This is a genomic window from Mycobacterium palustre, assembly GCF_002101785.1.
GTDB lineage: Bacteria > Actinomycetota > Actinomycetes > Mycobacteriales > Mycobacteriaceae > Mycobacterium > Mycobacterium palustre.
Genome location: NZ_LQPJ01000143.1, coordinates 1 through 22,764, shown reverse-complemented (window position 1 = coordinate 22,764; position 22,764 = coordinate 1). Strand labels below are relative to the sequence as shown.

Genomic DNA, 22,764 nt, shown 5'->3' with positions numbered 1-22,764 from the left:
CCCCGCTAACCGTCGCTGCCCGGCTGTGCCGGCCGCGCCGTCGCGTCCGGGCGTCGCCTTGAAAACCGCGTTCTCACCGCGGCAGGTCACGGGTTCGTCTCCAGCGCGCGCCACGCGATGGATTTCCCGGCACCCGGCTTAGCCTGTGGCGTCGTGAGCGAGCTCGATCGGCGGCGGTTCCTGGTCGCGGTGGCCGCGACGGCCGCCGTCGCCGGGGTCTCGTGGTGCTCCGCCGGCGGGCCCAGCGAGTCGGTGGCGCGCGGGGACGTCGCCGGATCCGTGCCGGGCCCGATCACGCCTGCCCTGCCCCCGCTGTTGCCTCCCCCGGGCCGGGGCGCGCGCATCCCGCTGCCCGGTGGCGCGGTGCTGAGCAAGCTTCCCGGCACCGACCTGGTGGCATGGACGGTCGACGACGGCGTCGACGCCGACGTGGTGCGGCTCTACACCCAATTCGCCAAGGACACCGGGGTGCGGCTCACGTACTTCGTCACCGGCTCCTTCCGCTCGTGGACCGAGCATTCCGCGTTGCTGCGGCCGCTGGTGGAGTCCGGCCAGATCCAGCTGGCCAACCACACGTGGAGCCATCCGGATCTGACGAAACTTTCGCCGAGCCAGGTCGCCGCGGAGCTGGGCCGCACCGACGCGTTCCTGCGCAACGCCTACGGCGTGGACGCCGCCCCGTACTTCCGCCCGCCGTACGGGCACCACAACGCCGCGGTCGACGCGGTGGCCGCCGACCTGGGCTACCACGTTCCCACCCTGTGGAGCGGCGATTTGCGGGACTCCGCGGTGCTTTCCGAAGACCAGATCGTCTCGCTGGCGCGCCAGTCCTTCGTGGCGCAGAACATCGTGATCGGCCACCTCAACCACCCTCCGGTGACCCATGGCTACGGCCGGCTGGTGGACATCATCCGGGCGCGCCGGCTGCGGACCGTGACGCTCAACGACGTCTTCCTGCGGCCCGAGATCTCCCACCGCGCACCGCGTCCCGCCAACTGAGACCGGCTCAGCCGAGCTGATCGCCGATTTCCTTGGCCGCCTTGGCAAGTGCGGCGGCCACCGACGCGTGCCGCGAGCCGGCCAGCCGGTTCTGCGGGGCCGCGGCGTTGAGCGCGAGCCGCAGGCCCGGCGCCCGGGTCGGGATCGGGACCGCCACCGAGGCGACGCCATCCTCGCTCTCCTCGCGGTTGACGGCGTAGCCGCGCTCGCGCACGCGCGACAGCTCGGCCTCCAGTTGGGCCCGGCGGCCGATCGAATGCGGGGTGATGCCCTGCAGCTTCTCGCCCGAAAACAATTGGTGCAGTTCGGCTTCCGGCAGCTGGGCCAGCATGGCCTTGCCCGTCGAGGTGCAATGCGCGGGCATGATGCGTCCCAGCCGGGAGGCCACCCGCACCGCCGACGGCCCCTCGACCGCGGCGACGAAGCGGACGTTGGCGCCGTCGAGCATCCCGACGTGGATCGTCTCGCGCAGCTGCTCGCTGAGCGCCCGCATGATCGGCGTGGCCGAGCGCTGAATGTCGACGCGGCCGAAGATCGCGAACGCCACACCGGTCAACGACGGGCCGGGAAGGTACGCCCTGGACACCGGGTCTTGCCGGACGAAGCCTCGGTAGGCCAGCATCGCCAGCAGCCGGTGCGCCGTCGACGGCGCGACCCCCAGGTACCGCGTCGCCTCGCTCAACCGGACCTCGGGCCGCTCCCCCAGCAGCAGCAGCAGCTTGAGCGCGTTGTCGACCGACTCGATCGGATACTGCGGCGCAAGCGAATCGGCGGCGCGCTTTTTCGGCATGGGCCAACGGTAGCCCGGCGCGGCACCGGAGCGTGCGCGCATTTTGTCGCCGAGGGCCAAAGTGACCGATGAAGCGACACGCACCACCTCAATCCCCTTGCGCCGCTTTAATTTTCGCCCACCGATAGTCGGCCGTGCCGGACGGCGAGCGCCGCAGCCGATCCCCGAAAGGGGACGCGGTCCCGATCCTGGTTGGCCCGCGCCACCGCACCGAACACCTGGGCGAGGTTGAATTGCACCGCCTGTCCTCCCGTCGAGCCAGCGCAACGGAAGCGCGCCCGCCTATTAGTCTCGGCTTCGTGTGCGGGGCCAGTGGGACCGGATACAGCCGTTACGTCGCCATCGGGGACAGCCAGACCGAGGGCTTGTGGGACGGCGACGACGCCGTCGGCCTGCTCGGATTCGCCGACCGGCTCGCGACGCTGCTCGACTCGCTCTATCCCGGCCTGCACTACGCCAACCTGGCGATCCGCGGCAAGCTGGTCGCCGACGTGCTGCGCGAACAGGTCCCGCAGGCGCTAAAGATGCGGCCGGACCTGATCACCGTGTGCGTCGGGATGAACGACGTCATCCAGCCCGGGCGCTCGTTCGGGCGCGCCCTGACCGACCTCGACGAGGTCCACGCGAAGCTGGCCGAATCGGGGGCGACGGTGGTGACGACGACGTTCCCCAACGTCGCGCAGTTCCTGCCGCTCGGCCAGCTGGTGTCGGGGCGGCTCACCCGCATCAACGACGCGATCCGGGCCGCCGCCGACCAGTACGGCTTCCGGCTGGTCGACCTCTACCACGCGCCCTCGATGCGCGACCTGGACACCTGGGACGTCGACCGCGTGCACGCCTCCACCAAGGGCCACATCCTGTTCGCCCAGGCCGCCGCCGAGGCCCTCGAGCTGCCCGGCAGCAGCCATGACTGGGCGCAGGCGAGCGGCAGCCCCACGCGGCTGCCGCTGCGCACCCGCACCTACGGGCAGCTGCGCTGGACCCAGCAGAAGTTCATGCCGTGGGTGTGGCGGCGCCTGCGCGGCAAGTCGTCGGCCGACGGGCGGGTGCCCAAGCGGCCGCGGCTGGAACCCCTGGCCGCGCCCAGCGCAGAGATCGCGGCGCGGTTCGCCGACCGGTCAGGCATCCTTGAGCCATGAACGTGGAGGCTTTGCTGCAGTCGATCCCGCCGCTGCTGGTCTACCTGGTGGTCGGCGGCGTGGTCGGGGCGGAAAGCCTCGGCATTCCCCTTCCGGGCGAGATCGTGCTCGTCAGCGCGGCGCTGATGTCGTCGCACCACGACCTGGCCGTCAACCCGGTCGGGGTCGGCGCCGCGGCCGTGGTCGGCGCCGTGGTCGGCGACTCGATCGGCTACGCCGTCGGGCGCCGGTTCGGCATGCCGCTGTTCGACCGGCTCGGCCGCCGGTTCCCCAAACACTTCGGGCCCGGGCACGTCGCGCTCGCCGAAAAGCTGTTCAACCGGTGGGGGGCCCGCGCGGTGTTCTTCGGCCGGTTCATCGCGCTGCTGCGGATCTTCGCCGGGCCGCTGGCCGGCGCGCTGAAGATGCCCTACCCGCGGTTTTTGGCCGCCAACGTGTCCGGCGGCATCTGCTGGGCGGGCGGCACCACCGCGCTGGTCTATTTCGCCGGGATGGCCGCCGAACGCTGGCTGGAGCGGTTTTCCTGGATCGGGCTGGTCGTCGCCGTCGTCTGCGGGCTGACGGCCGCGATCGTGCTGCGGGAACGCACGTCGCGGGCGATCGCCGAGCTCGAGGCCGAGCACTACCGAAAGACTGAGGCGGCCGACGCCGCCTGATTACCCGGCGGCCTGGCCGAGGTCTCCGGGATCCGCCGGCCGGTGCTGTTCGATCAGTGCGCCGGCCATCTTGCGGGCCCGCCTCGCCGCGTCGAGATCGCCCACCGCGGCCAGGATGATGGCGCCCTTCATCAGGATGTGCCAGGACGACGCGAGGTCTTCGACGTCGGTCAGGCCGGCCGCGACGGCCCGGCGCCGCACGATGTCGCGGACGTGGTCGATGTGGGCGATGCAGGCCTCCCCCACCGGATGGTCGGCGCCCATCTCGAGCAGCACGTTGATGAACGAGCAGCCCTCGTAGCCGTCGCGCTGCTGGAACCAGTCGTGCAGGACGTCGAAGATCGCCAGCAGCTGCTCCTCGGGCGTGTCGCCCCGCAGCCGCGACTGCTCCTCGATCAGGTTGTGCGTCCACACCTCTTCGCGCCGCCGCAGCACGGCCAGCACGAGCGCGTCCTTGGTGGCGAAATGGCGGTACAGGGTGGCCTTGGCCACCCCGGCGCGGGCGATCACCTCGTCGGTGCCCACCGAGCGGATTCCGCGCCGGCTGAACAGCTCGTAGGCCGCGGTCAGGATCCGTTCACGGGCCGAAACGGCCGATGTGGCGACGTCGTCGCTGGTCATAGCGAGCCTTACCATACTCTTAGGCCTGGACAGGTAGACAGACTACCCTGTCTCGTTATAAAAATGAGATTCGCAGTGCGCGAATCGTCTGTCTTCAGGCAAGAAGGACGGGCACCGTCCCGGCATCCCAGAGGCCGGTAGATTAGGGAGTCCATCATGAGCCCGGTTATCACAGACCCGATGCCCAGCCACCACCTGATGCTGAGCACGCGGTTGGTCTATCAGCTGGGCAATCCACGCAGCACGCTGCGCGCGACCACGGACCGCAGCGGGCCGGCGGTGCTGATCAACGCCGGCGGCGAGGTCGACGCGTGCAACGAGCAGACCTGGCGCCAGCTGGTCAGCGAGGCGGCCAACGTGGTTGTCGCCCCGGGGCCCTTCGTCGTCGACGTCACGGGGCTCGATTTCATGGGTTGCTGCGCGTTCGCCGTGCTCGCCGAGGAGGCGCGCCGGTGCCGCGGGCGCGGCATCGAGCTGCGCCTGGTGAGCTGCGACCCGATCGTCCGCAGGATCGTCGACGCCTGCGGCCTGCGCGGGCTGCTGCCCATCTACCCGACGGCGGACGGCGCCCTGTCGGCGGCCACCCCCTGGTAGGTCCCTATCCCGGGCCCGCTTCGGGACCCACCTTCGGTGCCGAGGAGGAGTTCCTCCTCGTCGACCCCCGGACCGGCGAACCCGCGCCCCGCAACACCGCGGTGGCCACCGAGGCGCAACGCCGGGGCATCGAGCTGCAGCTGGAACTGAGCAGCTGCCAGGTGGAAACCACCTCCGGTGTGGCCAACTCCAGCGCGGAGCTGCACGACGAACTCACCCGGCTGCGGCGCGCCGCCGCGCGGGCGGCCGAGGCCAGCGGGGTGCAGCTGCTGGCCTGCGGGCTGCCGCCCGCCACGCCGCACCGGTTTCCGGTGACCGACACCCCGCGCTACCGGCGGATCGGCGCCGAGTACGGGATGGTCGCGCACGAGCAGGGCATCTGCGGGTGCCACGTGCACGTCGAGGTGCCCGACCGCGCGGCCGCCGTCCACGTCAGCAACTGGCTGCGCCCGTGGCTGCCGGCGCTGCTCGCGCTGTCGGCCAACTCGGCGGTGTATCGCAGCGCCGACAGCGGCTACGCGAGCTGGCGCAGCGTGCTGTGGCGGCGCTGGCCGGTCGCCGGGCCGCCGCCGTTCTTCCCCTCGCCCGACGATTACGAGAGCACGGTGCGCATGCTGGTCGACAGCGGCGTGATCCTCGATCGCAAGATGCTCTATTGGGACGTGCGCCCGTCGGACAACTTCCCGACGATCGAGGTGCGGGTGGCCGACGTGCCCGCGACGGTCGCCGAGACGGTGCTGCTGTCCACGCTGGTCCGGGCCGCGGTGATGACGGCGCTGCAGGGGCGCGACGACCGGCCGGGGCGCCTGCCGCCGGCGGCGCTGCGGGCGGCGTACTGGAAGGCCGCCCACGACGGGCTGGCCGGAAGCGGGCTCGACCTCTTCGAAGGCCGCGGCGCCGTGCCGGCCCGCTCCCAGCTTGAGGCGCTGGTGCGACGGGTGCGCCCGGCGCTGGAGGCGCTGGGCGAATACGACCGCGCCGCAACGGAACTCGACCGCATCGCCGCCCAGGGCAACGGGGCGATGCGCCAGCTGCGGGCGTGGCGCGAACGCGAGAACGTGATGGACGTGATCGCGGAGGCCGCCGCGGCCACGCTGAGCTGAGATCAGGCCACCGCGAGCAGGCGGTACAGCCCGACCAAGCCCACCACGACGATGGCGGCGCGCAGGCCGTTGGGCGACAGCTTGCGCCCGTAGCGCGCGCCCACCCATCCCCCGATCAGCGAGCCGGCCGCGATGAGCCCCGCGACCGGCCAGCTGATCCGATGACCGGCGACCAGCGAATAGCTCAGGGCGGCAACCACGTTCACCACCAACGCCAGCAGGTTTTTGGCCGCGTTCATGCGCTGCACCGACTCGGGCAGCAGCGCGCCCATCATGCCGACCAGCAGGATGCCCTGCGCGGCGGTGAAGTAGCCGCCGTAGACGCCGACGGCGAAGGTGCCCAGCACCAGCACCGCCATCCGCGCCGGCGTGACGTGCTCGGGCGCGCGGCCGGCCTCCTCGGCGCGCCGGCGCGCCCACGACTGGATGCGCGGCCCCAGCACCACCAGGCCCAGGGCCAGCACCAGCAGCACCGGCACGACCGCGCCGAACACCTTCTCCGGCAAGTGCAGCAGCAAGAAGGCGCCCAGCACCGCGCCCGCGAGCGACGCGGGCAGCTGCCAGCGCAGCCGGTCCCACTGGCCGCCCAGTTCGGCGCGATAGCCCCAGGTGCCCGACACGCTGCCGGCCACCAGGCCCACCGCGTTGGACATCGTGGAGGTCACCGGCGGATACCCGAGCGCGACGAGCGTCGGGAAGGTGATCAGGGTGCCCGAGCCTACGAGCGCGTTGATCGCGCCGGCGCCGAACCCGGCCAGGGCGATCAAAAGCATGTGGGAGGGCAGCACTTCCGACGAGCCTAGCCCGGCGCCGACCTCCGCGGCCGGGCGAGTTTCGTCACACCGGCGGCGCTTCGGCGCCGCGATCGACGCCGCTGCGCAGCTTGACCGACGCCGAGTAGGCCAGGGTGCGGAAGTGCAGCACCGGGTCGTCGGAGGGCTCGATGCCGTCGGTAACCCGCATCGGGTCGAACACGACGATGTCGCCGCCGCGCTCGCGTTCGGTGTCGCGGCCGGTGATCTCGAGGGTGCCGACGGTGACGACCTGGGTGCTATCCCAGGGCGCCGACGGGTCGACCGTCGAGTCGTCGGGCCCGGCGATCTGGACGCGGAAGTCGAACCACACCGGCCCGTTGGCCAGGCGCGCGTCGAGTTCTTCGGTGAGGAAATCGGGGCCCGCGCCGCGGGTGGCGGGCCCCGAGATCCGCTCGCCGGTGGCGGGGATCCAGTGGTAGCGAACGAATCTGGCGCCGCCATCGGCGCCGATCCACCGGAACGCGTGCAGCCCGTGGTAGTCGATGGTGGCGTAGCTCTCCGGGACCTTGCCGGCCTCGCGCAGCACGGGCAGCGCTCGCAGCAGGCGCGGATGGGTCAAAAAGTATTTGCCCACCCGCAGCGGCGCGGTCAAACCGGGGCGCATCGCCTTGAGCAGGTCGACGAATCCGTCCGGCGTGCTGGACACGAACAGCCGCGCGGTCTGCGCCGAGACGTCGGTGGTCGAGCCGTGCGGCAGCGTGAACTTCACCGCCATCCCCCGCACCCCGGGAACGCCGTCGCGCTGCGCGGGGTTGCCCGATCCGTTGGAGAAGCGGATCAGCGCCGGGACCGGCGAGCCGTCGAGGTGGCGTGCCCGCGACAGCCGGGCCGCCTCGGGGGTCGCGGCGAACGTGCCGCGGTACAGCGCGCCTTTGGCGTGCAGGGCCCGGCAGCCCGGCCGGGCGCCGCCGCTGCCCCGGATCGCCTCGATCGCCTCCTCGGGGGTGACGGAACGGGCCATCCGCGAATCTTAGAGGCTCAGCGGGGAAACCCGAAGAGTTTGACGACGCCGTGGTCGCGGCCGGCGGTGTAGCCGCCGTCGACGGCGATTGCCTGACCGCTGACGAACGAGGCGTCGGGGGACAGCAGAAAGGCCGCCATGGCCGCCACCTCCTCGGGCCGGCCCAGCCGTTGCAGGGCGTGCTCGGAGGTGATCGACGCCAGCGGCTCCTCCATTCCGGGCAGGCCGAAAACGCCTTGCGCCATTGGGGTTTCGATGAAGCCGGGGCAGATGGCGTTGGCCCGGATGCCGCTGGGCCCGTAGTCGAGCGCGATGTTCTTGGTGAGCAACACGACGCCGCCCTTGGCCGCGTTGTACGAGCTGCCGCCCGCCGTGCCCTCCAGGCCCTCGATGCTGGCGACGGTCACGATCGAGCCGCGCTCGCCGTCGACGCGGGGCTGCTCGATCATCCGGGCCAGCGCGGCCTTGGCCACCAGGAAGGTACCGGTGAGGTTGATGCCGATCACCCGGTCCCACTCGGTGCGGTCGAGCAGGTGGACCGGGCCGCCGCCGGCCACGCCGGCCGCGTGGAAGACGCCGTCGAGGCGGTCGGGGACGGCGGCCAGCACCGCGCCAACGGCGGCCTCGTCGGTCACGTCGGCCGGCACGTAGTGAAAGTCGGCGCCGAGGTCCGGCGGGTGTGCCAGGTCGGCGCCGATCACGGTGCCGCCCTCGGCCAACAGCCGCCGCGCGGTGGCCAGGCCGATGCCCGACGCCGCGCCCGTCACGATGAAGGTGCGAGAACGGGCGCGGTCGGTGCTCACCATGGCAGTCATGGTGACACGGTGTGTCGTCGCATGCCCGTCAGGCACACTCGAACCATGCCACCAGCCGACACCAGCACGACCGGGACGCTCGCCGGGTTCGTCGAGCGACACGCCCAGCGGCGGCCCGACGACATCGCGATGCGCTTCGGCGAGCGGCAGTGGTCATGGGCGCAGTGGGCGTCGCGGATCCGGCGCGCGGCCGGGGCGCTGCGCGACGCCGGCGTGAGACGCGGCGACGGCGTGGCGTTCCTCGACAAGAACCACCCGGCCTGTCTGGAGATCCTCTTCGCCGCCGCATCGATCGGCGCGGTGACCACCGTCGTCAACTGGCGGCTGGCCGGCGACGAACTCGTCCACGTGCTCGACGACAGCCGCCCCCGCGTGCTCTTCGTCGGTGAAGAGCTGCGCCAAGCGGCCGACGCGGCAGCCGGGCGCGCCGACGGCGTGCGACGCGTCGTCGTGGTCGACGACGAGTACGAAACCTTGCTCGCCGCAGCGTCGCCCGCGCCGCCCGAGGAGGTCGGCGGGGCCGAGACCGCCCTGGTGATCTACAGCTCCGGCACCACCGGCCGCCCGAAGGGCGTGCTGCTGAGCCAGCGCGCGCTGGCCAACCACGCGGCCAACCTGGCGCCGGCGTTCCCGTTCGCCGACGGCGACACGAACCTCGTCTGCATGCCCCTGTTCCACGTGGGCGGAATCGGCTACGCGCTGTTCGGCATCCGGGCGGGCGTGCCGACGATCATGACGCGCGAGCCCGACGCCGCCTCGTTGGTCGGGGCGGTGCGGACCGGTGCCACCCACGCGTTCTTCGTGCCGCCGGTGATCGCGCGCTTCCTGGACGCGGGCGCGGCCGCCAGCGCCGCGATCGCCGGCCTGCGCTACATCGTCTACGGCGCCGCCCCGATGCCGCTGCCGCTGCTGCACCGGGCGCTGCAAACGTGGCCGGAGACGAAATTCGTTCAGGTGTACGGCCAGACGGAGCTGTGCGGGGCGGTCACCGCGCTCGGCGACGCCGAGCATCGCGATCCGGCCCGGCCCGGGTTGCAGCTATCGGCCGGAAAGGCGGTGCTGGGCACCGAGATTCGGGTCGTCGACCCCGACACCGGCGCCGATTTGCCCACCGGCGAAGCCGGCGAGATCTGGGTGCGCAGCAACCAGAACATGACCGGCTACCTGAACCGGCCGGAGGCGACCGCCGAGACGATCACCGACGACGACTGGGTGCGCACCGGTGACGTCGGGCGGCTGGACACCGACGGCTACGTCTACATCGAGGATCGCCTAAAGGACATGATCATCACCGGCGGCGAGAACGTCTACGGGCCCGAAGTGGAGAGCGTGCTGATCGAGCATCCCGCCGTCGCCGACGCCGCGGTCATCGGCGTCCCCGACGACTATTGGGGCGAATCGGTCAAGGCCGTCGTCGTGGCCGGCGGCGAGGTCGAGGCCGACGACATCATCGCGTTCTGCCGCCGGCACCTCGCCGGCTTCAAATGCCCGCGCACCGTGGACTTCGTGGACTCGCTCCCGCGTAACCCGAGCGGCAAAATATTGAAAACCACGCTGCGCGAACCGTATTGGCAGGGAAGGACCCGCAAAGTTTGACGCCCGGCGGCGCGACTGCGCGATCACCGTGCTGGGCGGCCCGACCACGTTCGTCGACATCGGCGGCCTGCGGCTCGTGATCGACCCGACGTTCGATCCGCCCGGCGCGCACTCCTAACTCACCAAGCTCACCGGCCGGTCAGCGACACGTCGGCGCGCGCGGGCGCGGCGGGGGTGTGCCCGTGGCCCGGCAGGTCGAGGGCGATGCAGCGCCGCCGATCTCCGGCGACCCCGAAAATGACGCGGCGCCACAGCAGGCTGTTGACAGAATGCCGTGAACGAACACCGCGGGCCGGCCGCGTCCGACGTCGAGGTCACTGACCGGACCGGATTCGGTTGTGGCGTGGCAACGGCGGGTTTCGAGGGTGGCGAGGTCCATCAGGACGACCGACTCCCTTCGCGGCTGGCGGCTCCATATCTGGCGCACGTCACAAACTCCGGGTATGCGAGGGGTCTTTGCGCGACTATTTTCCTAGCCGTAGACAGTGTCAAAGAATCGTCGCGCGGAATACGCCGAACAGACGCGCGCCGCCATCCTCGACGCCGCCGCCGACGCGTTTGCCGAAGACGGGTTCACGGCGAGCTCCATCACTGATATCGCGGCCGCCGCGCGGGTGACGAAAGGCGCCGTCTATCACCATTTCCCAGACAAACGGGCCCTCTTCGAAGCTGTCGTGCATCGATGCAACGAGGCGGCACAGCGGCGGGTGTACGAGGCGGCCGCACGACACGGCGACGATCCATGGCGGGCCGCGCTGGCCGCGCTCTCGGCCACCCTCGACGTCTCCCTCGACCGGGTTGTCGCGCGGCTGCTCTACATCGAGGGTCCGGTCGGCCTGGGGTGGCGGCGCTGGCGCGAATCCGAGGATCACTACATCCGCCGCAACGTCCGCCTGTTGTGGCAAGGCCTGATCGACGCGGGCGTATTCGCCGACGATATTCCCGTCGACGCGATGACCCAGCTTCTCAGCGGCATGATCACCCATGCCGGTATCTTGTTGGCCGAGGTTCCAAACCGCCGACGCAAAGCCGTCCGCCACGACCTCTGCACCGCGATCCACCAGGTCATGCTGGGCCTGCGGCGGGGGCGCCCGCCGGCCTGAACTCGACACCAAATCGTCGCGATTTCGTGCGAGTCACATGGCCGGTTGATATAAGTTTCGATTTGGTGAGGCGTGCTGACGTCGTCTGAGCGGTTAAGGGAGTCGGGATGAGATTCATGCTTGCTCGCCGGGGCGCTGCGATATTCGGTTGTGCTGCGGCGTTTGCGTTTTCTGTTCCGGTTGCCAGCGCCGACCCGCCCGACCCGCACCAGCCGGACATGACGAAAGGCTTTTGTCCCGGCGGTCGTTGGGGTTACGGCAATTTGGCCGTGTGCGACGGCGAGAAATACCCCGACGGCTCGTTTTGGCACCAATGGATGAAGACATGGATCGTCGGCCCCCAGTTCTACTACGACTGCGTCGGCGGCGACGAACCCCTCCCCGGCCCGCCACCGCCCGGGGGCTGCAACGGCGCGATCCCGCCCGAAGGAGCTCCCCCGCCGCCGCCGCCGCCGCCAAGCTGATCGCGGCGCGCGGCGCGGCTCGTGCGGCCGCGCGGTAGAGCCCGTGGGCCAATTCGCAACGCCCGCATAGGGTCCCGTCTTACCGTGGGGCACGCCTGGGCGTGGCGGTGTTCGGGTGCAGCGGGTGTCGCGGCACGAAATCGACTATGCCCCAGAGCCTTTGAGGCTCAGCGGGTGTCGACCCGCTTTGGTAACGACCCTAGTTGTTGGTGGGTGGTGGTTTTGGCTCGAAGGGCTGGTACCACCACCAGTCGGCGCGCTCGCCGAGCGGCCCGCGGCACGGTGGCACGTCGGGCGGGGGGAAGTTCGGGGGACGCGCCAGCGATGCGGGGCTTAGCGTCTCGCCGGTGTTGTCGGTGACGACCAGATCGTCGGGGTGCCCGCCGATGGTGATGACGCCGCGGTGGTGTAACCGGTGGTGATAGGGGCACAGCAGCACCAGGTTGGTGACAAGTTCCTAATATACCCTCCTGGCAGCCGTCCGGTTACCCCGAGATAGGTAGGTGCCGGGCCACCGACGACACACTCCGGGGCCTTAAAAATCATTGGTCTCCTAACCCTGTTGGGGTCCAGGCTGGTGGTCGAGCATCGGTGTCCGGTATCTGATCCCCACGGAGGCACTGCTGATAATGGCTGAACAACGCCAACTACATTTGGCCGGGTTTTTCTCGGCCGGCAACGTCACTCACGCGCATGGCGCGTGGCGCCATGTTGGTGCCACGAACGGATTTCTGACTGGCGAGTTCTACAAGCAGATTGCACGGACCCTGGAGCGGGGAAAGTTTGACCTGTTATTTCTTCCCGATGGCCTGGCCATCGAAGACAGCTATGGTGAGAACTTGGAGACCGGGGTCGGCCTGGGTGGCCAGGGCGCGGTGGCGCTGGAGCCGACCAGCGTGATAGCGACTATGGCTGCGGTGACGGAACGTTTGGGTCTGGGCGCTACGGTTTCCACAACGTACTACCCGCCGTATCACGTGGCTCGGGTGTTTGCCACGCTCGACAACCTGTCTGATGGCCGGATCTCGTGGAATGTGGTCACGTCGCTCAACGACTCGGAAGCACGCAACTTCGGCGTGGACGAGCACCTTGAGCACGACATCCGATATGACCGCGCTGACGAATTCTTGGAGGCAGTCAAGAAGCTATGGAGTTCTTGGTCCGAGGATGCCTTGTTGTTGGACAAGATTGGCGGTCGGTTCGCCGACCCCAAGAAGGTTCAATACGTCAATCATCGTGGCCACTGGTTGTCCGTCCGTGGCCCCTTGCAGGTTCCACGGTCACGCCAGGGCGAACCGGTGATCCTGCAGGCCGGCTTGTCACCGCGCGGGCGTCGCTTCGCGGGGCGCTGGGCCGAAGCAGTATTCAGCGTCTCGCCCAACCTCGACATCATGCGCGCGGTCTATCAGGACATCAAAGCTCACGTTGCGGCCGCGGGACGTGACCCGGAGCAAACAAAGGTGTTCACCGCGGTAATGCCAGTACTCGGTGAGACTGAGCAGGTGGCCCGTGAGCGTCTGGAATATCTCAATTCTCTGGTCCATCCCGAGGTGGGTTTGTCGACGTTGTCGAGCCATAGCGGTTTGGATCTCTCCAAGTATCCGCTGGATACGAAGTTTTCCGACATCGTCGCCGATCTCGGTGATCGTCACGTGCCGACCATGTTGCAGATGTTTTCTGCGGTGGCCGGTGGCGGTGCGGACCTGACGTTGGCCGAGCTGGGTCGACGATACGGCACCAACGTCGGGTTTGTACCGCAGTGGGCCGGAACTGCCGAACAGATCGCTGATCAATTGGTTAGTCACTTTGAGGCCGGGGCCGCTGACGGATTCATCATTTCGGCGGCGTATCTGCCTGGGATTTACGAGGAATTCGTCGACCAGGTGGTGCCGCTGCTGCAGCAACGTGGTGTGTTCCGTACTGAGTACGAAGGGGCAACGCTGCGTGAGCACCTTGGGTTGGCTCGGCCTGAAGTTGGGAGCATCTGATGACCACCACGGGCATAGATCGAGATATTCTTGCCTACAGCAATTGCCCGGTTCCTAACGCGTTGCTGACAGCGCTGGAGTCAAACCTGTTGGCTGGCAACGGTATTTCGCTGAATGTGCTGAGCGGCGCGCAAGCTGGGTTGCATTTCACCTACGATCATCCCGCCTACACCCGTTTTGGTGGCGAAATTCCACCTCTTATCAGTGAGGGCCTGCGAGCACCAGGACGCACCCGTCTGCTGGGCATCACACCTCTGGCCGGTCGGCAAGGGATCTATGTCCGTGCTGACAGCCCGGTGACATCACCCGAGCAGCTGCGGGGTCGGCGGGTGGGTGTGTCCGGCGCAGCGATCCGCATTCTCACCGGCGAGTTGGGTGACTACCGGCAATTGGATCCGTGGCGGCAAACACTGATCGCGCTGGGCACCTGGGAGGCGCGGGGACTTTTGCAGACCCTGCATATCGGAGGCATCGGGATCAGTGACGTCGAATTGGTGCGTATCGAAAGCCCTGGCGTCGACGTGCCCGAAGAGCGGCTGGAAGCAGCGGCCAGTGTCAAAGGCGCTGACCTGTTTCCCGACGTGGCCGCCCACCAGAGCGACATCCTGAGTAGTGGCAACGTTGATGCGCTATTCACGTGGTTGCCCTGGGCGGCGGAGCTAGAAGACCTCAGCGGCGCGCGGGTACTCGCCGATCTCGGCGACGACAAACGAAACCGGTATGCCAGTGTTTGGACGGTCAGCGCCCAGTTGGTTGACGAGCGACCCGACCTGGTGCAACGACTCGTCGATGCGGCTGTCCAAGCCGGCCGTTGGGCACAGGCCCACCCCGAGGACACCGTTGGCATCCATGCCGCCAACCTCGGGGTAGCACCTTCGGCGATCGGACGCGGTTTCGGCGCTGATTTCGCCCAACATCTGATCCCAACGCTTGACGACTCGGCGCTGGCCGTTGTCGACCAAACTCAACAGTTCCTCATCGACCACAATCTGCTCGACCGTCCGGTGGACCTCACACAGTGGGCAGCACCGCAATTCCTCACCCAATCCGCGACTGGAGAACAGCAATGACGTTGACCGATGACACCACCACGGCACAGAACAGTAGGCATGGCGACCCAATCGAGGTCGCGCGCGAGCTGACGCGAAAGTGGCAAACTACCGTCGTCGAGCGCGACAAGGCAGGTGGTTCGGCAACAGAAGAGCGTGAGGATCTACGCGCCAGTGGGCTGCTCTCGGTGACCGTTCCCCGGCACCTGGGCGGTTGGGGAGCCGACTGGCCTACCGCCCTGGAAGTGGTGCGCGAGATCGCCAAGGTCGACGGATCCCTTGGGCACTTGTTCGGATACCACCTCAGCACCCCAGCCGTTATCGATCTGTGGGGTTCACCCGAGCAAAAGGAACGCCTGCTTCGTCAACTGGCCGAAAACAATTGGTGGACCGGAAACGCCTCCAGCGAGAACAACAGCCACATCCTGGATTGGAAGGTGACGGCCACCCCGGCCGATGACGGCGGGTACTTTTTCAACGGCATTAAGCACTTCAGCAGTGGCGCCAAGGGCTCAGATCTGCTCTTGGTGTTCGGTGTGATACCGGAGGGTTTCCCACAGCAAGGTGCCATCGTAGCGGCGGCCATTCCCACCACCAGAGAAGGCGTTCAGCCAAACGATGACTGGCAGGCGCTGGGGATGCGGCGCACCGACAGCGGCACCACCGAATTCCACAATGTTGCGGTCCGTCCCGACGAGGTGCTCGGCAAACCCAATGCCATCCTCGAGGCGTTCCTGGCGTCCGGGCGCGGAAGCCTGTTCGGCCCGATCGTGCAGTTGGTGTTCTCCTCGGTTTACCTAGGGATCGCGCGCGGAGCGCTCGAGACAGCCCGCGAGTACACCCGAACGCAGGCACGTCCTTGGACGCCGGCCGGGGTCACTCAAGCCGTCGAAGATCCGTACACCATTCGCAGCTACGGCGAATTCGGCATCCAACTACAAGCCGCCGATGCTGCAGCCCGCGAGGCCGCACAACTCCTACAGGCCGCGTGGGACAAAGGTGACGCATTAACTTCGCAGGAACGCGGCGAACTCATGGTGCAGATTTCTGGAGTCAAAGCCATAGCCACCCAAGCGGCCCTGGACGTGACCAGCCGTATTTTCGAGGTCATCGGTGCCCGCGGCACCCACCCCAAATACGGATTCGACCGGTTCTGGCGCAACATCCGCACCCACACGCTGCACGATCCTGTCTCCTACAAAATCGCTGAAGTCGGAAACTACGTCCTCAACCAACGCTATCCGATACCCGGCTTCACTTCCTGACCCCGGCGTCGCGCTGCCGGGCACGCGTGAATTCGTCAGATCGGCGGGTCCGTCTTACCCAGTGGTGGCCGACGGTCCCGCCGTTTTGGGTGCAACAATGCGGTCGTTGGGTGACGGTGTGACCCAACCGGATGCGGCTGGCCAAGCGACGGAACGTGGTTCAGAGCAGTCTCATTAGCGCTATTGGTTCGGACTCGACGCCTCGACCCAAGCCGGTTGATCGCCGGTTTGCGCGGCAATGAAGCCTTCGACGATGCGGGTGCAATCTTGGTGGGTGATGACGCGTAGACCGGTCATTCGGGCAAAGACCAGAGGGCCAACAAGTTGACAGAGTGCGAGTTCAATGTCGAGTTCGCCGAGTTGATCGACGCTTTCGGGGCTGTACAGGATTTCGTCGAACGGCCGTCGGTATTGTTCGATCACACGCATCCGCAGAGTGCCGGCACCGGCGTGTTGCACAGTGTTTGGTTCGTGAGTCTCGGCGGGGCCCAACGCGGCCCAGGCCAGGGTGGTGACTTGTACGGGCGCTTCGGCGAACAGGTCGGCTTGGCGGGAGAGCAGTTCGATGAGCCGCTCACGGAGGGTGCCGCTGGTCGGGGCGGGCGGGATGACTTGGGGCAGAAGGCGTTCGAAGGTGGCCGCGAGCAGTTGCGAGGAACTGTTGAAATGGCGGTAGAGGGTGGTGCGGGCGACCTTGGAGGCTTTGGTGACCGCGTCGATGGTGACGGCTTCGATCCCACCGGTTTTGAGCAGGTTGGCCGCGGCGTCGAGCAGTCGGGTGCGTGATCGGGTGCGGCGCGGGTCGACGTCGTCCTCGTCGTCGGGTGTCTCCGCGGGCTGCGTCCCCACCTGACCTCCTGATGTGTTCCGATTGCCGGTGCGTTGCCCCCGCACTCCCGGTTATGGTACCGATAGTAGCGCAGCGAAACTGCTAGTACCGGCGGTCCCGGGTCGGGACGCGGTGGCGGGGCTGCCCGGGTGCGAGGAGGCCGTGATGGGTGTTGATCAGCCGCAGCGGTTGCCGTCGCACACGCCGACCTGCATGGGCTGCGGGTCGGACAATCCGCACGGTTTGCAGCTGGAGGTGTTTCGGTGCGGCGATGAGGTGTTCGCTGATCTGGTGTTCGATGAGCGCCATATCGGTGCGCCGGGGCTGGCGCACGGTGGCGCGATCGCCGCGGCCTGTGATGACGTGCTGGGTTTTTCGTTGTGGATCGCGGCCACCCCGGCGGTGACGCGCCGTTTGACGGTGGACTATCTGCAGCCGGTGCCGTTGGGATGTACGCATCGGCTGACCGCGCGGATCGCCTCCCGCGAGGGCCGGGCGTTGCATGTGGACGGGGTGGGGGTCGGTGTGGACGGTGTCACCCGGTTCACCGCCTCGGCGGTGTTCATCACGGTGGATGCGGCCCATTTCGCCGCCCACGGTGACATCAGCGGTTTCGGGGAGTTGTTCGCCGAGCTGACCCGCTACGGTGGCGCCGGCCCCGACGCGGGGTCGCGGTGAGTGCGCCCACCGCCGCACCCCGGGACCGGGTGCGGCACCCGCGCCGGCCGGCGGACTCGGTGTTGGTGCGTCGCGAGGCGATCCTGGATGCCGCGTGGGCGGTAGCCTCAGCACAAGGTTTTGACGGTGTGCAGATGCGTGCGGTGGCCGCGCAGGCCGGCATTGCCGCCAGCTCCCTGTATCGGCATTTCCGATCCAAAAGCCATCTGCTGGTGACGGTGCTGGCCCGCGAATTCGAACGTCTCGACACCGAATTCGATTGCACTACCGGTGAACTGGCGCCGCAGGCCCGGCTGGGGCGGTTGACCACCCACCTGCACATGGCCTGGCAGGCCAACCCGCACCTGACCGAGGCGATGGTGCGTGCGTTCGTCGTGGCCGACTCCGAGGCCGCCGGCGCGATCGAGCACGCTGTCGCGGTGATCGAGGACATGCTGGCCCGCGCCCTGGGCGGGCCCACACCCAGCGCGCATGACCGTGACGTGGCCAGCCTGATCGCCGACGTGTGGCTGGCCAACCTGATCGCCGTCATCGGCGGCCGGATCGATGCGGACCTGGCCCGCGAGCGCATCGACCGCACAACCCGACAGCTGGTGCACGGCACCGACACCACCACTTAGCGATACTAGTAGTATCGCTGCGCTACTCCCAGTACCATAAAGCGACACAATGACGTGTCGAAAGGGACCCGGGCATGCATACCCCCTGGATCGAGCGGTGCACCGTTCAGCGTGTCTCGTTGCGCGACGGATTGGTGCTCGACCTCGACGATTACAACGAATTGGTGATCGCCACCCCGATCCGGCTGACCCTGCCGCCGATCGGTTCGTCTTATCCCGAAGAGCAGGTCCTCATCGACCCGGGCAACGTCTCGGTCCAGCAGCGTCCGTTGCTGGACCTGGCCGGCGCGGTGTGCACGGGCGCGTGGTGCGACGAGGGCGGCGGGTTGCACCTGGGTTTTTCCCGCGGGCATCGCATCGATGTCGCCCCCCAGGAGGCCGCGACCTCCTGGGAGCTCTACGGCAAACGCCACGGCTACATGGCATGCCTGCCCCGCGGGCGGGTGCGGGTGGTGCGCCACGACCTGCCCGACGACGAATCTGAGGACACCGCAAGTTAATTCACCCCCACCGCGCCCAGCCCCAACCATGGCCCGAAAGGTCGGCGCGGCCCTTCCGATCCTCGTGTGGGACTATTAGTATCGTAGCGATACCGATAGTTTCGTTTCTTGGGAGGCGTGGGGATGGGCGATCGAACCGGAGATGCTGGGCCTTCCCGTGGCCGGCGCGGCGTCGATCTGTCCGGATCTTCGGAATACAGCGCCCGGCTGGGTCGGCTCGCGGCGTTCACGGTGGGCCACAAGGCATTAGTGATCGGTGGATGGATCGCGGCCGCGGTGGTGCTGGCGCTGCTGTTCCCGCAGTTGGAGACGGTGGTGCGCCAACAATCGGTCGATCTGATCCCGCGTGATGTGCCCTCGTTTCAGACCGTGGACCGCATGAGTGAGGCGTTCGGTGAGCAGGGGTCCAAGACGATGCTGTTCGTCGCGATGCAAGACCCGGCCGGTCTGACCCCCGATAATCAGCTGCGCTATCAGGATCTGGTAGGGCGGTTGCGCGCCGATCACGACCATGTCCTGCTGGTCCAGGATCTGCTGGCCGACCCGGTCACCAGAACCCAGGCGGTCAGCGGTGACGGCAAGGCCTGGTATCTGCCGGTCGGGGTGGCCGGCACGCTCGGTGATCCCACCGCGGCCGAATCCGTGCAAGCCGTGCGCGATCTCACCGACACGGCATTCGCCAACACGTCCACCACGGCCTATGTGACAGGGCCACCGGCCACGTTCGCCGATCAGATCGCCTCAGCCGAGCACGACCTGGTGTTCATCTCGATCGCCACCGCCGGGCTGATCGCGCTGATCCTGCTGATCGTGTACCGGTCGGTGTTCACCGCGCTGCTGCCGCTGCTGGTGATCGGGATCAGCCTGGCCGTCGGGCGTGGGGTGCTCTCTGCACTCGGGGAAATCGGCATGCCGGTCTCGCAGTTCACCGTGGCGTTCATGACCGCGATCCTGCTGGGCGCCGGCACCGACTACACCGTGTTTCTGATCAGCCGCTACCACGAACAACGCCGCGCCCAGGTGCCCGCCGAGCAGGCGGTCATCGCGGCCACCGCCAGCATCGGCCGAGTCATCCTGGCCTCGGCCGGCACCGTGGCCCTGGCCTTTCTGGCCATGGTGTTCGCCACCTTGAGTGTGTTCGCCGGACTCGGCCCGGCCTGCGCGGTCGCCGTGGCAGTCGGATTCGCCGCCACCGTGACCCTGCTGCCCCCGGTGCTGGCGCTGGCGGCCACCCGCGGCATCGGCGAACCCAAACCCGACCGCACCCGACGCTACTGGAACAGCGTGGCCGTGGCCGTGGTGCGCCGCCCGGTGCCGCTGCTGGTCATCAGCCTGACCATCCTGGTGGCACTGTCGGCGGCCGCGGCGACCATGACCATCAGCTATGACGACCGCCAAGGACAGCCCGCCACTACCGCCAGCAACCAGGGCTATCAGCTGCTGGACCGCCATTTCCCTAAAGACGTCGTCATCACCGAATTCCTCGTCGTGGAAAACCCGACCGACATGCGCACCGGCAAAGGCCTGGCCGACCTCGACGAGATGGCCTCACGCATCGCCCAAATCCCGGCCGTGACACGTGTTTCCGGGATCACCAGACCGGCCGGGCAACGCCTCGACCAAGCCCAACTGTCCTGGCAGAACGGACAAATCGGCGACAAGATGGCCGACTCGGTCGCCCAGGGCAACGACCGGCGCACCGACCTGGACAAGCTCACCCACGGCGCCGACCAACTCGCCGGCGGCCTGGCCCAACTCGACACCACCGTGCGCACCGCGCTCACCCCCCTGGGCGGTGTACTCACCCAAGCCGGCGCCGCCGGTGAGAGCATGCAGCGCTTCGGCCCGCTGCTGCAACAACTCTCAGCCACCGCACCCGAGGTCGACACCGCCATCCAAGCCGGCCCCGGCATCCGACCCCTGGCCGAACGCGCCCAGAACGCTATCGCCGCCCTCGACCCGCTCGTCACCGCACTCAACACCTCACCGTGGTGTATGACCACCCCGCAATGCGCCCAGATCCGCGACCAGGTCAGTATCCTGACCACCCTGCGCGACGACGGATTCTTCACCCAGCTCGCCACCCTGGGCGACCAGTACAACCCGGCCACCAACGCCACCGTCACCGGCACCCTCACCGAAGTTCAACACACCGTGGCCACCATGAACAACGCCTTCAAAACCCTCGGCAACCCCGAGAACCTGGCCGCTGACATCGGCCGACTCCAACACGGCATCAGCCAACTGGCCTCCGGCGCACGCGCCCTGGCCACCGGCGTGCACACCCTGGCCGACAGCAACATCCAAATGCTGTCCGGGATGAGTCAAATCGCGGCCCAACTGCAAAACTCCGCCCGCGCCACCGCCGGATCCGATGCCGCCACCGGCTTCTACCTGCCCCCCGAAGCCTTCGACAACCGCCAATTCGCCGACGTCGCCAAACATTTCCTCTCACCCGACGGCAAAACCGCCCGCTTCGCCATCGACACCAGCACGGACCCCTACAGCGGCGAGGCGATGAACCTGGCCCGCCAGATCACAGACGTCGCCAACACCGCCCGACCCAACACCTCCCTGGCCCAAGCCACCGTCTCGGTTGCCGGATTCCCCGCCGTCAACTCCGACATCCAACGCCTACTCTCATCCGACTTCACCCAGCTGGCCATCGCCACCCTGGTCATCGTCGGACTCATCCTCATCGCCCTGCTACGCGCCCTGATCGCCCCGCTATATCTGCTGGGCACCGTCGTGCTGAACTACCTGGCCTCACTAGGCATCGGAGTCATCGTCTTCCAATGGATCCTCGGCCACGAAATCGCTTGGCCCGTACCACTATTAGCGTTCATCATCCTCGTCGCCGTCGGCGCCGACTACAACATGCTGCTCGTATCACGACTACGCGAAGAATCCACCCACAACATCCGCGTCGGCGTCCTGCGCACCGTAGCCACCACCGGCTCAGTCATCACCTCCGCCGGCCTGATCTTCGCTGCCAGCATGTTCGGCCTGATGATCGGATCGGTAGCCATCATGATCCAAACCGGACTCATCATCGGCTGCGGACTACTGCTGGACACGTTCCTCGTACGCACCCTCACCGTCCCAGCCATCGCCACCCTGCTCCGCCAAGCCAGCTGGTGGCCACACATGAACCGTCACCCCGCATCGATGCCAGCTAAGCATCTCACCGGTGTGGGCGCGCTGAGCGCAACACGCGGACCGCACCTCCAGATATCGGCGAAGTGGGGTGGCGTCTCACCTGGGGGCGACCATGTACGAAGAATGGATGTGGGGACCGATAGTGGAAACGGGAAAGCAGCTGACCCAGAATCGCTCACATCCGACAACTGATGACCGCGACAACCAACCCGGACGTAGAACCTACTTCGTGGTCACCCAGAGAGACAGAGCTGCTGCGAGTAGCATTGGGTATCCTGCAGGATCGTGGGTACCACGGCCTAACAGTGGAGGCTGTCGCGGGCGCTGCTCATGCCAGTAAAGCCACCATCTACCGGCGCTGGCCCTCGAAATCTGAACTGATCCTAGCGGCCGTCATCGAAGGCACCCGTCAGAGCGCTGTTGCACCCAACACTGGCACCCTGCGCGGCGACTTGTTGTGTCTCGGCCAGATCATCTACAAACAGTGCCGAGACCACGCCAGCACCATCCGGGCAGTGCTTGTCGAGATATCCCGTGATCGCGCGCTCAACAACGTTATGCAAGACCGGTTTCTTCATGAACAGAGAACCCTGGTCCGGCAGGTCCTACAGCAGGCGATCAGCCGCGGCGAGATCGGCGCGTCAACAATCAACGAAGAGCTCTGCGACCTGTTGCCAGGCTATCTGATCTTCCGATGCATCTTTTCCAACCGCCCGCCGACCCATCTCACCATCGAAACTCTGGTCGACAATGCAATCCTCCCGAAACTCATCTCAGCAACTGAATAGCTCCCGCGACGTCGGAGCCACTGTTGTCAGGGAATGCGAGTTCCGCGCTGGAGCGGCCTAGGTGTTGCCTACACGCTTGATACCAGTAAAGAAAGTTCTCACATCGCAGGTCAGAGGGCTGTTTTGCGGCGATGGCCCGGTGGTTCGGCGGCGGACTGGCTGTGACAGCCTGATTTGGCCCCGGGTGGGCGGTCGAAAGTGGCCCCACCTGTGTGGTCGCGGGTGTGCTGTT

Annotated in this window: 23 protein-coding genes and 1 pseudogene; 16 read left to right on the top strand and 8 right to left on the bottom strand. The window is 67.6% G+C overall.

The annotated features are described in order from the left end of the window. Positions 1-153: 153 nt before the first annotated feature. Entirely contained in the window at positions 154-999 is an 846-nt protein-coding gene (locus tag AWC19_RS25580; protein WP_372508571.1) for a polysaccharide deacetylase family protein, read from the top strand. A gap of 7 nt (positions 1,000-1,006) precedes the next feature. Here AWC19_RS25580 and AWC19_RS25575 read toward each other — a convergent pair whose 3' ends face one another. Continuing rightward, entirely contained in the window at positions 1,007-1,789 is a 783-nt protein-coding gene (locus AWC19_RS25575; protein WP_085080920.1) for an IclR family transcriptional regulator, read from the bottom strand. 299 nt (positions 1,790-2,088) lie between these two features. On the opposite strand from AWC19_RS25575, the gene AWC19_RS25570 reads away from it, so the two are divergent. Both AWC19_RS25570 and AWC19_RS25565 read left to right on the top strand, forming a co-directional pair. Continuing rightward, positions 2,089-2,928: an SGNH/GDSL hydrolase family protein gene (locus AWC19_RS25570; RefSeq protein WP_085080886.1), complete on the top strand. Its 840-nt coding sequence runs from the start codon at positions 2,089-2,091 to the stop codon at positions 2,926-2,928. After that, the gene (locus AWC19_RS25565) at positions 2,925-3,584 is read left to right on the top strand and encodes a DedA family protein (protein WP_085080885.1); all 660 of its coding nucleotides are present in this window, start codon (positions 2,925-2,927) and stop codon (positions 3,582-3,584) included. Before AWC19_RS25570 ends, AWC19_RS25565 begins: the two co-directional genes overlap by 4 nt. On the opposite strand, the gene AWC19_RS25560 is transcribed toward AWC19_RS25565, so the two are convergent. After that, the gene (locus AWC19_RS25560) at positions 3,585-4,205 is read right to left on the bottom strand and encodes a TetR/AcrR family transcriptional regulator (protein WP_085080884.1); all 621 of its coding nucleotides are present in this window, start codon (positions 4,203-4,205) and stop codon (positions 3,585-3,587) included. Positions 4,206-4,361: 156 nt separating this feature from the next. On the opposite strand from AWC19_RS25560, the gene AWC19_RS25555 reads away from it, so the two are divergent. Together AWC19_RS25555 and AWC19_RS25550 are read left to right on the top strand one after the other, a co-directional pair. Further along, positions 4,362-4,799 carry an anti-sigma factor antagonist gene (locus AWC19_RS25555; RefSeq protein WP_211285001.1) on the top strand — a complete coding sequence of 146 codons (438 nt, stop codon included), beginning with the start codon at positions 4,362-4,364 and terminating at the stop codon, positions 4,797-4,799. Beyond that, complete coding sequence (locus AWC19_RS25550; protein ID WP_085080918.1) at positions 4,793-5,902, top strand: glutamate--cysteine ligase; 1,110 nt, start codon at positions 4,793-4,795, stop codon at positions 5,900-5,902. Before AWC19_RS25555 ends, AWC19_RS25550 begins: the two co-directional genes overlap by 7 nt. A 2-nt stretch (positions 5,903-5,904) precedes the next feature. On the opposite strand, the gene AWC19_RS25545 is transcribed toward AWC19_RS25550, so the two are convergent. Genes AWC19_RS25545 through AWC19_RS25535 form a run of 3 tightly spaced genes read right to left on the bottom strand, consistent with a single transcriptional unit; the run spans position 5,905 to position 8,493 of the window. Next, positions 5,905-6,690 carry a sulfite exporter TauE/SafE family protein gene (locus tag AWC19_RS25545; RefSeq protein WP_142281418.1) on the bottom strand — a complete coding sequence of 262 codons (786 nt, stop codon included), beginning with the start codon at positions 6,688-6,690 and terminating at the stop codon, positions 5,905-5,907. A 49-nt stretch (positions 6,691-6,739) separates the two neighbouring features. Then, complete coding sequence (locus AWC19_RS25540) at positions 6,740-7,678, bottom strand: catalase family peroxidase (RefSeq protein WP_085080882.1); 939 nt, start codon at positions 7,676-7,678, stop codon at positions 6,740-6,742. Positions 7,679-7,695: 17 nt separating this feature from the next. Further along, entirely contained in the window at positions 7,696-8,493 is a 798-nt protein-coding gene (locus tag AWC19_RS25535) for an SDR family NAD(P)-dependent oxidoreductase (RefSeq protein WP_211285000.1), read from the bottom strand. A 45-nt stretch (positions 8,494-8,538) separates the two neighbouring features. On the opposite strand from AWC19_RS25535, the gene AWC19_RS25530 reads away from it, so the two are divergent. After that, a complete protein-coding gene (locus AWC19_RS25530) occupies positions 8,539-10,089 on the top strand; it encodes a long-chain-fatty-acid--CoA ligase (RefSeq protein WP_085080880.1) in 1,551 nt (516 codons plus the stop codon). A gap of 488 nt (positions 10,090-10,577) precedes the next feature. On the opposite strand, the gene AWC19_RS30975 is transcribed toward AWC19_RS25530, so the two are convergent. Continuing rightward, positions 10,578-10,769, bottom strand: a complete 192-nt coding sequence (locus AWC19_RS30975) for a hypothetical protein (RefSeq protein WP_245849334.1) — start codon at positions 10,767-10,769, stop codon at positions 10,578-10,580. Between AWC19_RS30975 and AWC19_RS25525 the strand changes: the two genes are divergently transcribed. Then, positions 10,677-11,192: a TetR/AcrR family transcriptional regulator gene (locus AWC19_RS25525; protein ID WP_372508574.1), complete on the top strand. Its 516-nt coding sequence runs from the start codon at positions 10,677-10,679 to the stop codon at positions 11,190-11,192. The two genes, AWC19_RS30975 and AWC19_RS25525, sit on opposite strands and share 93 nt — an antisense overlap. 107 nt (positions 11,193-11,299) lie before the next feature. Beyond that, positions 11,300-11,656: a hypothetical protein gene (locus AWC19_RS25520; protein WP_085080878.1), complete on the top strand. Its 357-nt coding sequence runs from the start codon at positions 11,300-11,302 to the stop codon at positions 11,654-11,656. Between the two features lie 199 nt (positions 11,657-11,855). On the opposite strand, the pseudogene AWC19_RS25515 reads toward AWC19_RS25520, so the two are convergent. Continuing rightward, positions 11,856-12,107: pseudogene (locus AWC19_RS25515) on the bottom strand (hypothetical protein); the annotation flags it as partial. Between the two features lie 178 nt (positions 12,108-12,285). Here AWC19_RS25515 and AWC19_RS25510 point away from each other — a divergent pair. Genes AWC19_RS25510 through dszC form a run of 3 tightly spaced genes read left to right on the top strand, consistent with a single transcriptional unit; the run spans position 12,286 to position 15,958 of the window. Beyond that, positions 12,286-13,644, top strand: coding sequence for an LLM class flavin-dependent oxidoreductase (locus AWC19_RS25510; RefSeq protein ID WP_005099785.1), 1,359 nt, complete (start codon positions 12,286-12,288; stop codon positions 13,642-13,644). Next, complete coding sequence (locus AWC19_RS25505) at positions 13,644-14,714, top strand: ABC transporter substrate-binding protein (protein ID WP_023900526.1); 1,071 nt, start codon at positions 13,644-13,646, stop codon at positions 14,712-14,714. Before AWC19_RS25510 ends, AWC19_RS25505 begins: the two co-directional genes overlap by 1 nt. Beyond that, positions 14,711-15,958: a dibenzothiophene monooxygenase gene (gene dszC, locus AWC19_RS25500; protein ID WP_023882538.1), complete on the top strand. Its 1,248-nt coding sequence runs from the start codon at positions 14,711-14,713 to the stop codon at positions 15,956-15,958. The genes AWC19_RS25505 and dszC overlap by 4 nt, the downstream gene beginning before the upstream one ends. 180 nt (positions 15,959-16,138) lie before the next feature. Here the strand turns inward: dszC and AWC19_RS25495 are convergent, their stop codons facing one another. Further along, positions 16,139-16,807, bottom strand: coding sequence for a TetR/AcrR family transcriptional regulator (locus tag AWC19_RS25495; protein WP_011725686.1), 669 nt, complete (start codon positions 16,805-16,807; stop codon positions 16,139-16,141). Between the two features lie 145 nt (positions 16,808-16,952). Here AWC19_RS25495 and AWC19_RS25490 point away from each other — a divergent pair, with 145 nt between their 5' ends. The 5 genes from AWC19_RS25490 to AWC19_RS25470 all read left to right on the top strand — a co-directional run bounded on the left by AWC19_RS25490 (position 16,953) and on the right by AWC19_RS25470 (position 22,532). After that, positions 16,953-17,465, top strand: coding sequence for a PaaI family thioesterase (locus AWC19_RS25490; protein ID WP_031344738.1), 513 nt, complete (start codon positions 16,953-16,955; stop codon positions 17,463-17,465). A 59-nt stretch (positions 17,466-17,524) separates the two neighbouring features. Further along, complete coding sequence (locus tag AWC19_RS25485) at positions 17,525-18,085, top strand: TetR/AcrR family transcriptional regulator (protein ID WP_005099718.1); 561 nt, start codon at positions 17,525-17,527, stop codon at positions 18,083-18,085. Between the two features lie 74 nt (positions 18,086-18,159). Beyond that, positions 18,160-18,585 (top strand): DUF6188 family protein, encoded by a 426-nt coding sequence (locus AWC19_RS25480; RefSeq protein WP_003882618.1) that lies wholly within the window; start codon positions 18,160-18,162, stop codon positions 18,583-18,585. A gap of 123 nt (positions 18,586-18,708) precedes the next feature. Beyond that, complete coding sequence (locus tag AWC19_RS25475) at positions 18,709-21,936, top strand: MMPL/RND family transporter (protein WP_024455269.1); 3,228 nt, start codon at positions 18,709-18,711, stop codon at positions 21,934-21,936. Beyond that, on the top strand, positions 21,936-22,532 hold the full coding sequence (locus AWC19_RS25470; protein ID WP_019732906.1) for a TetR/AcrR family transcriptional regulator: 597 nt from the start codon (positions 21,936-21,938) through the stop codon (positions 22,530-22,532). The genes AWC19_RS25475 and AWC19_RS25470 overlap by 1 nt, the downstream gene beginning before the upstream one ends. The last annotated feature ends 232 nt before the right edge of the window (positions 22,533-22,764 follow it).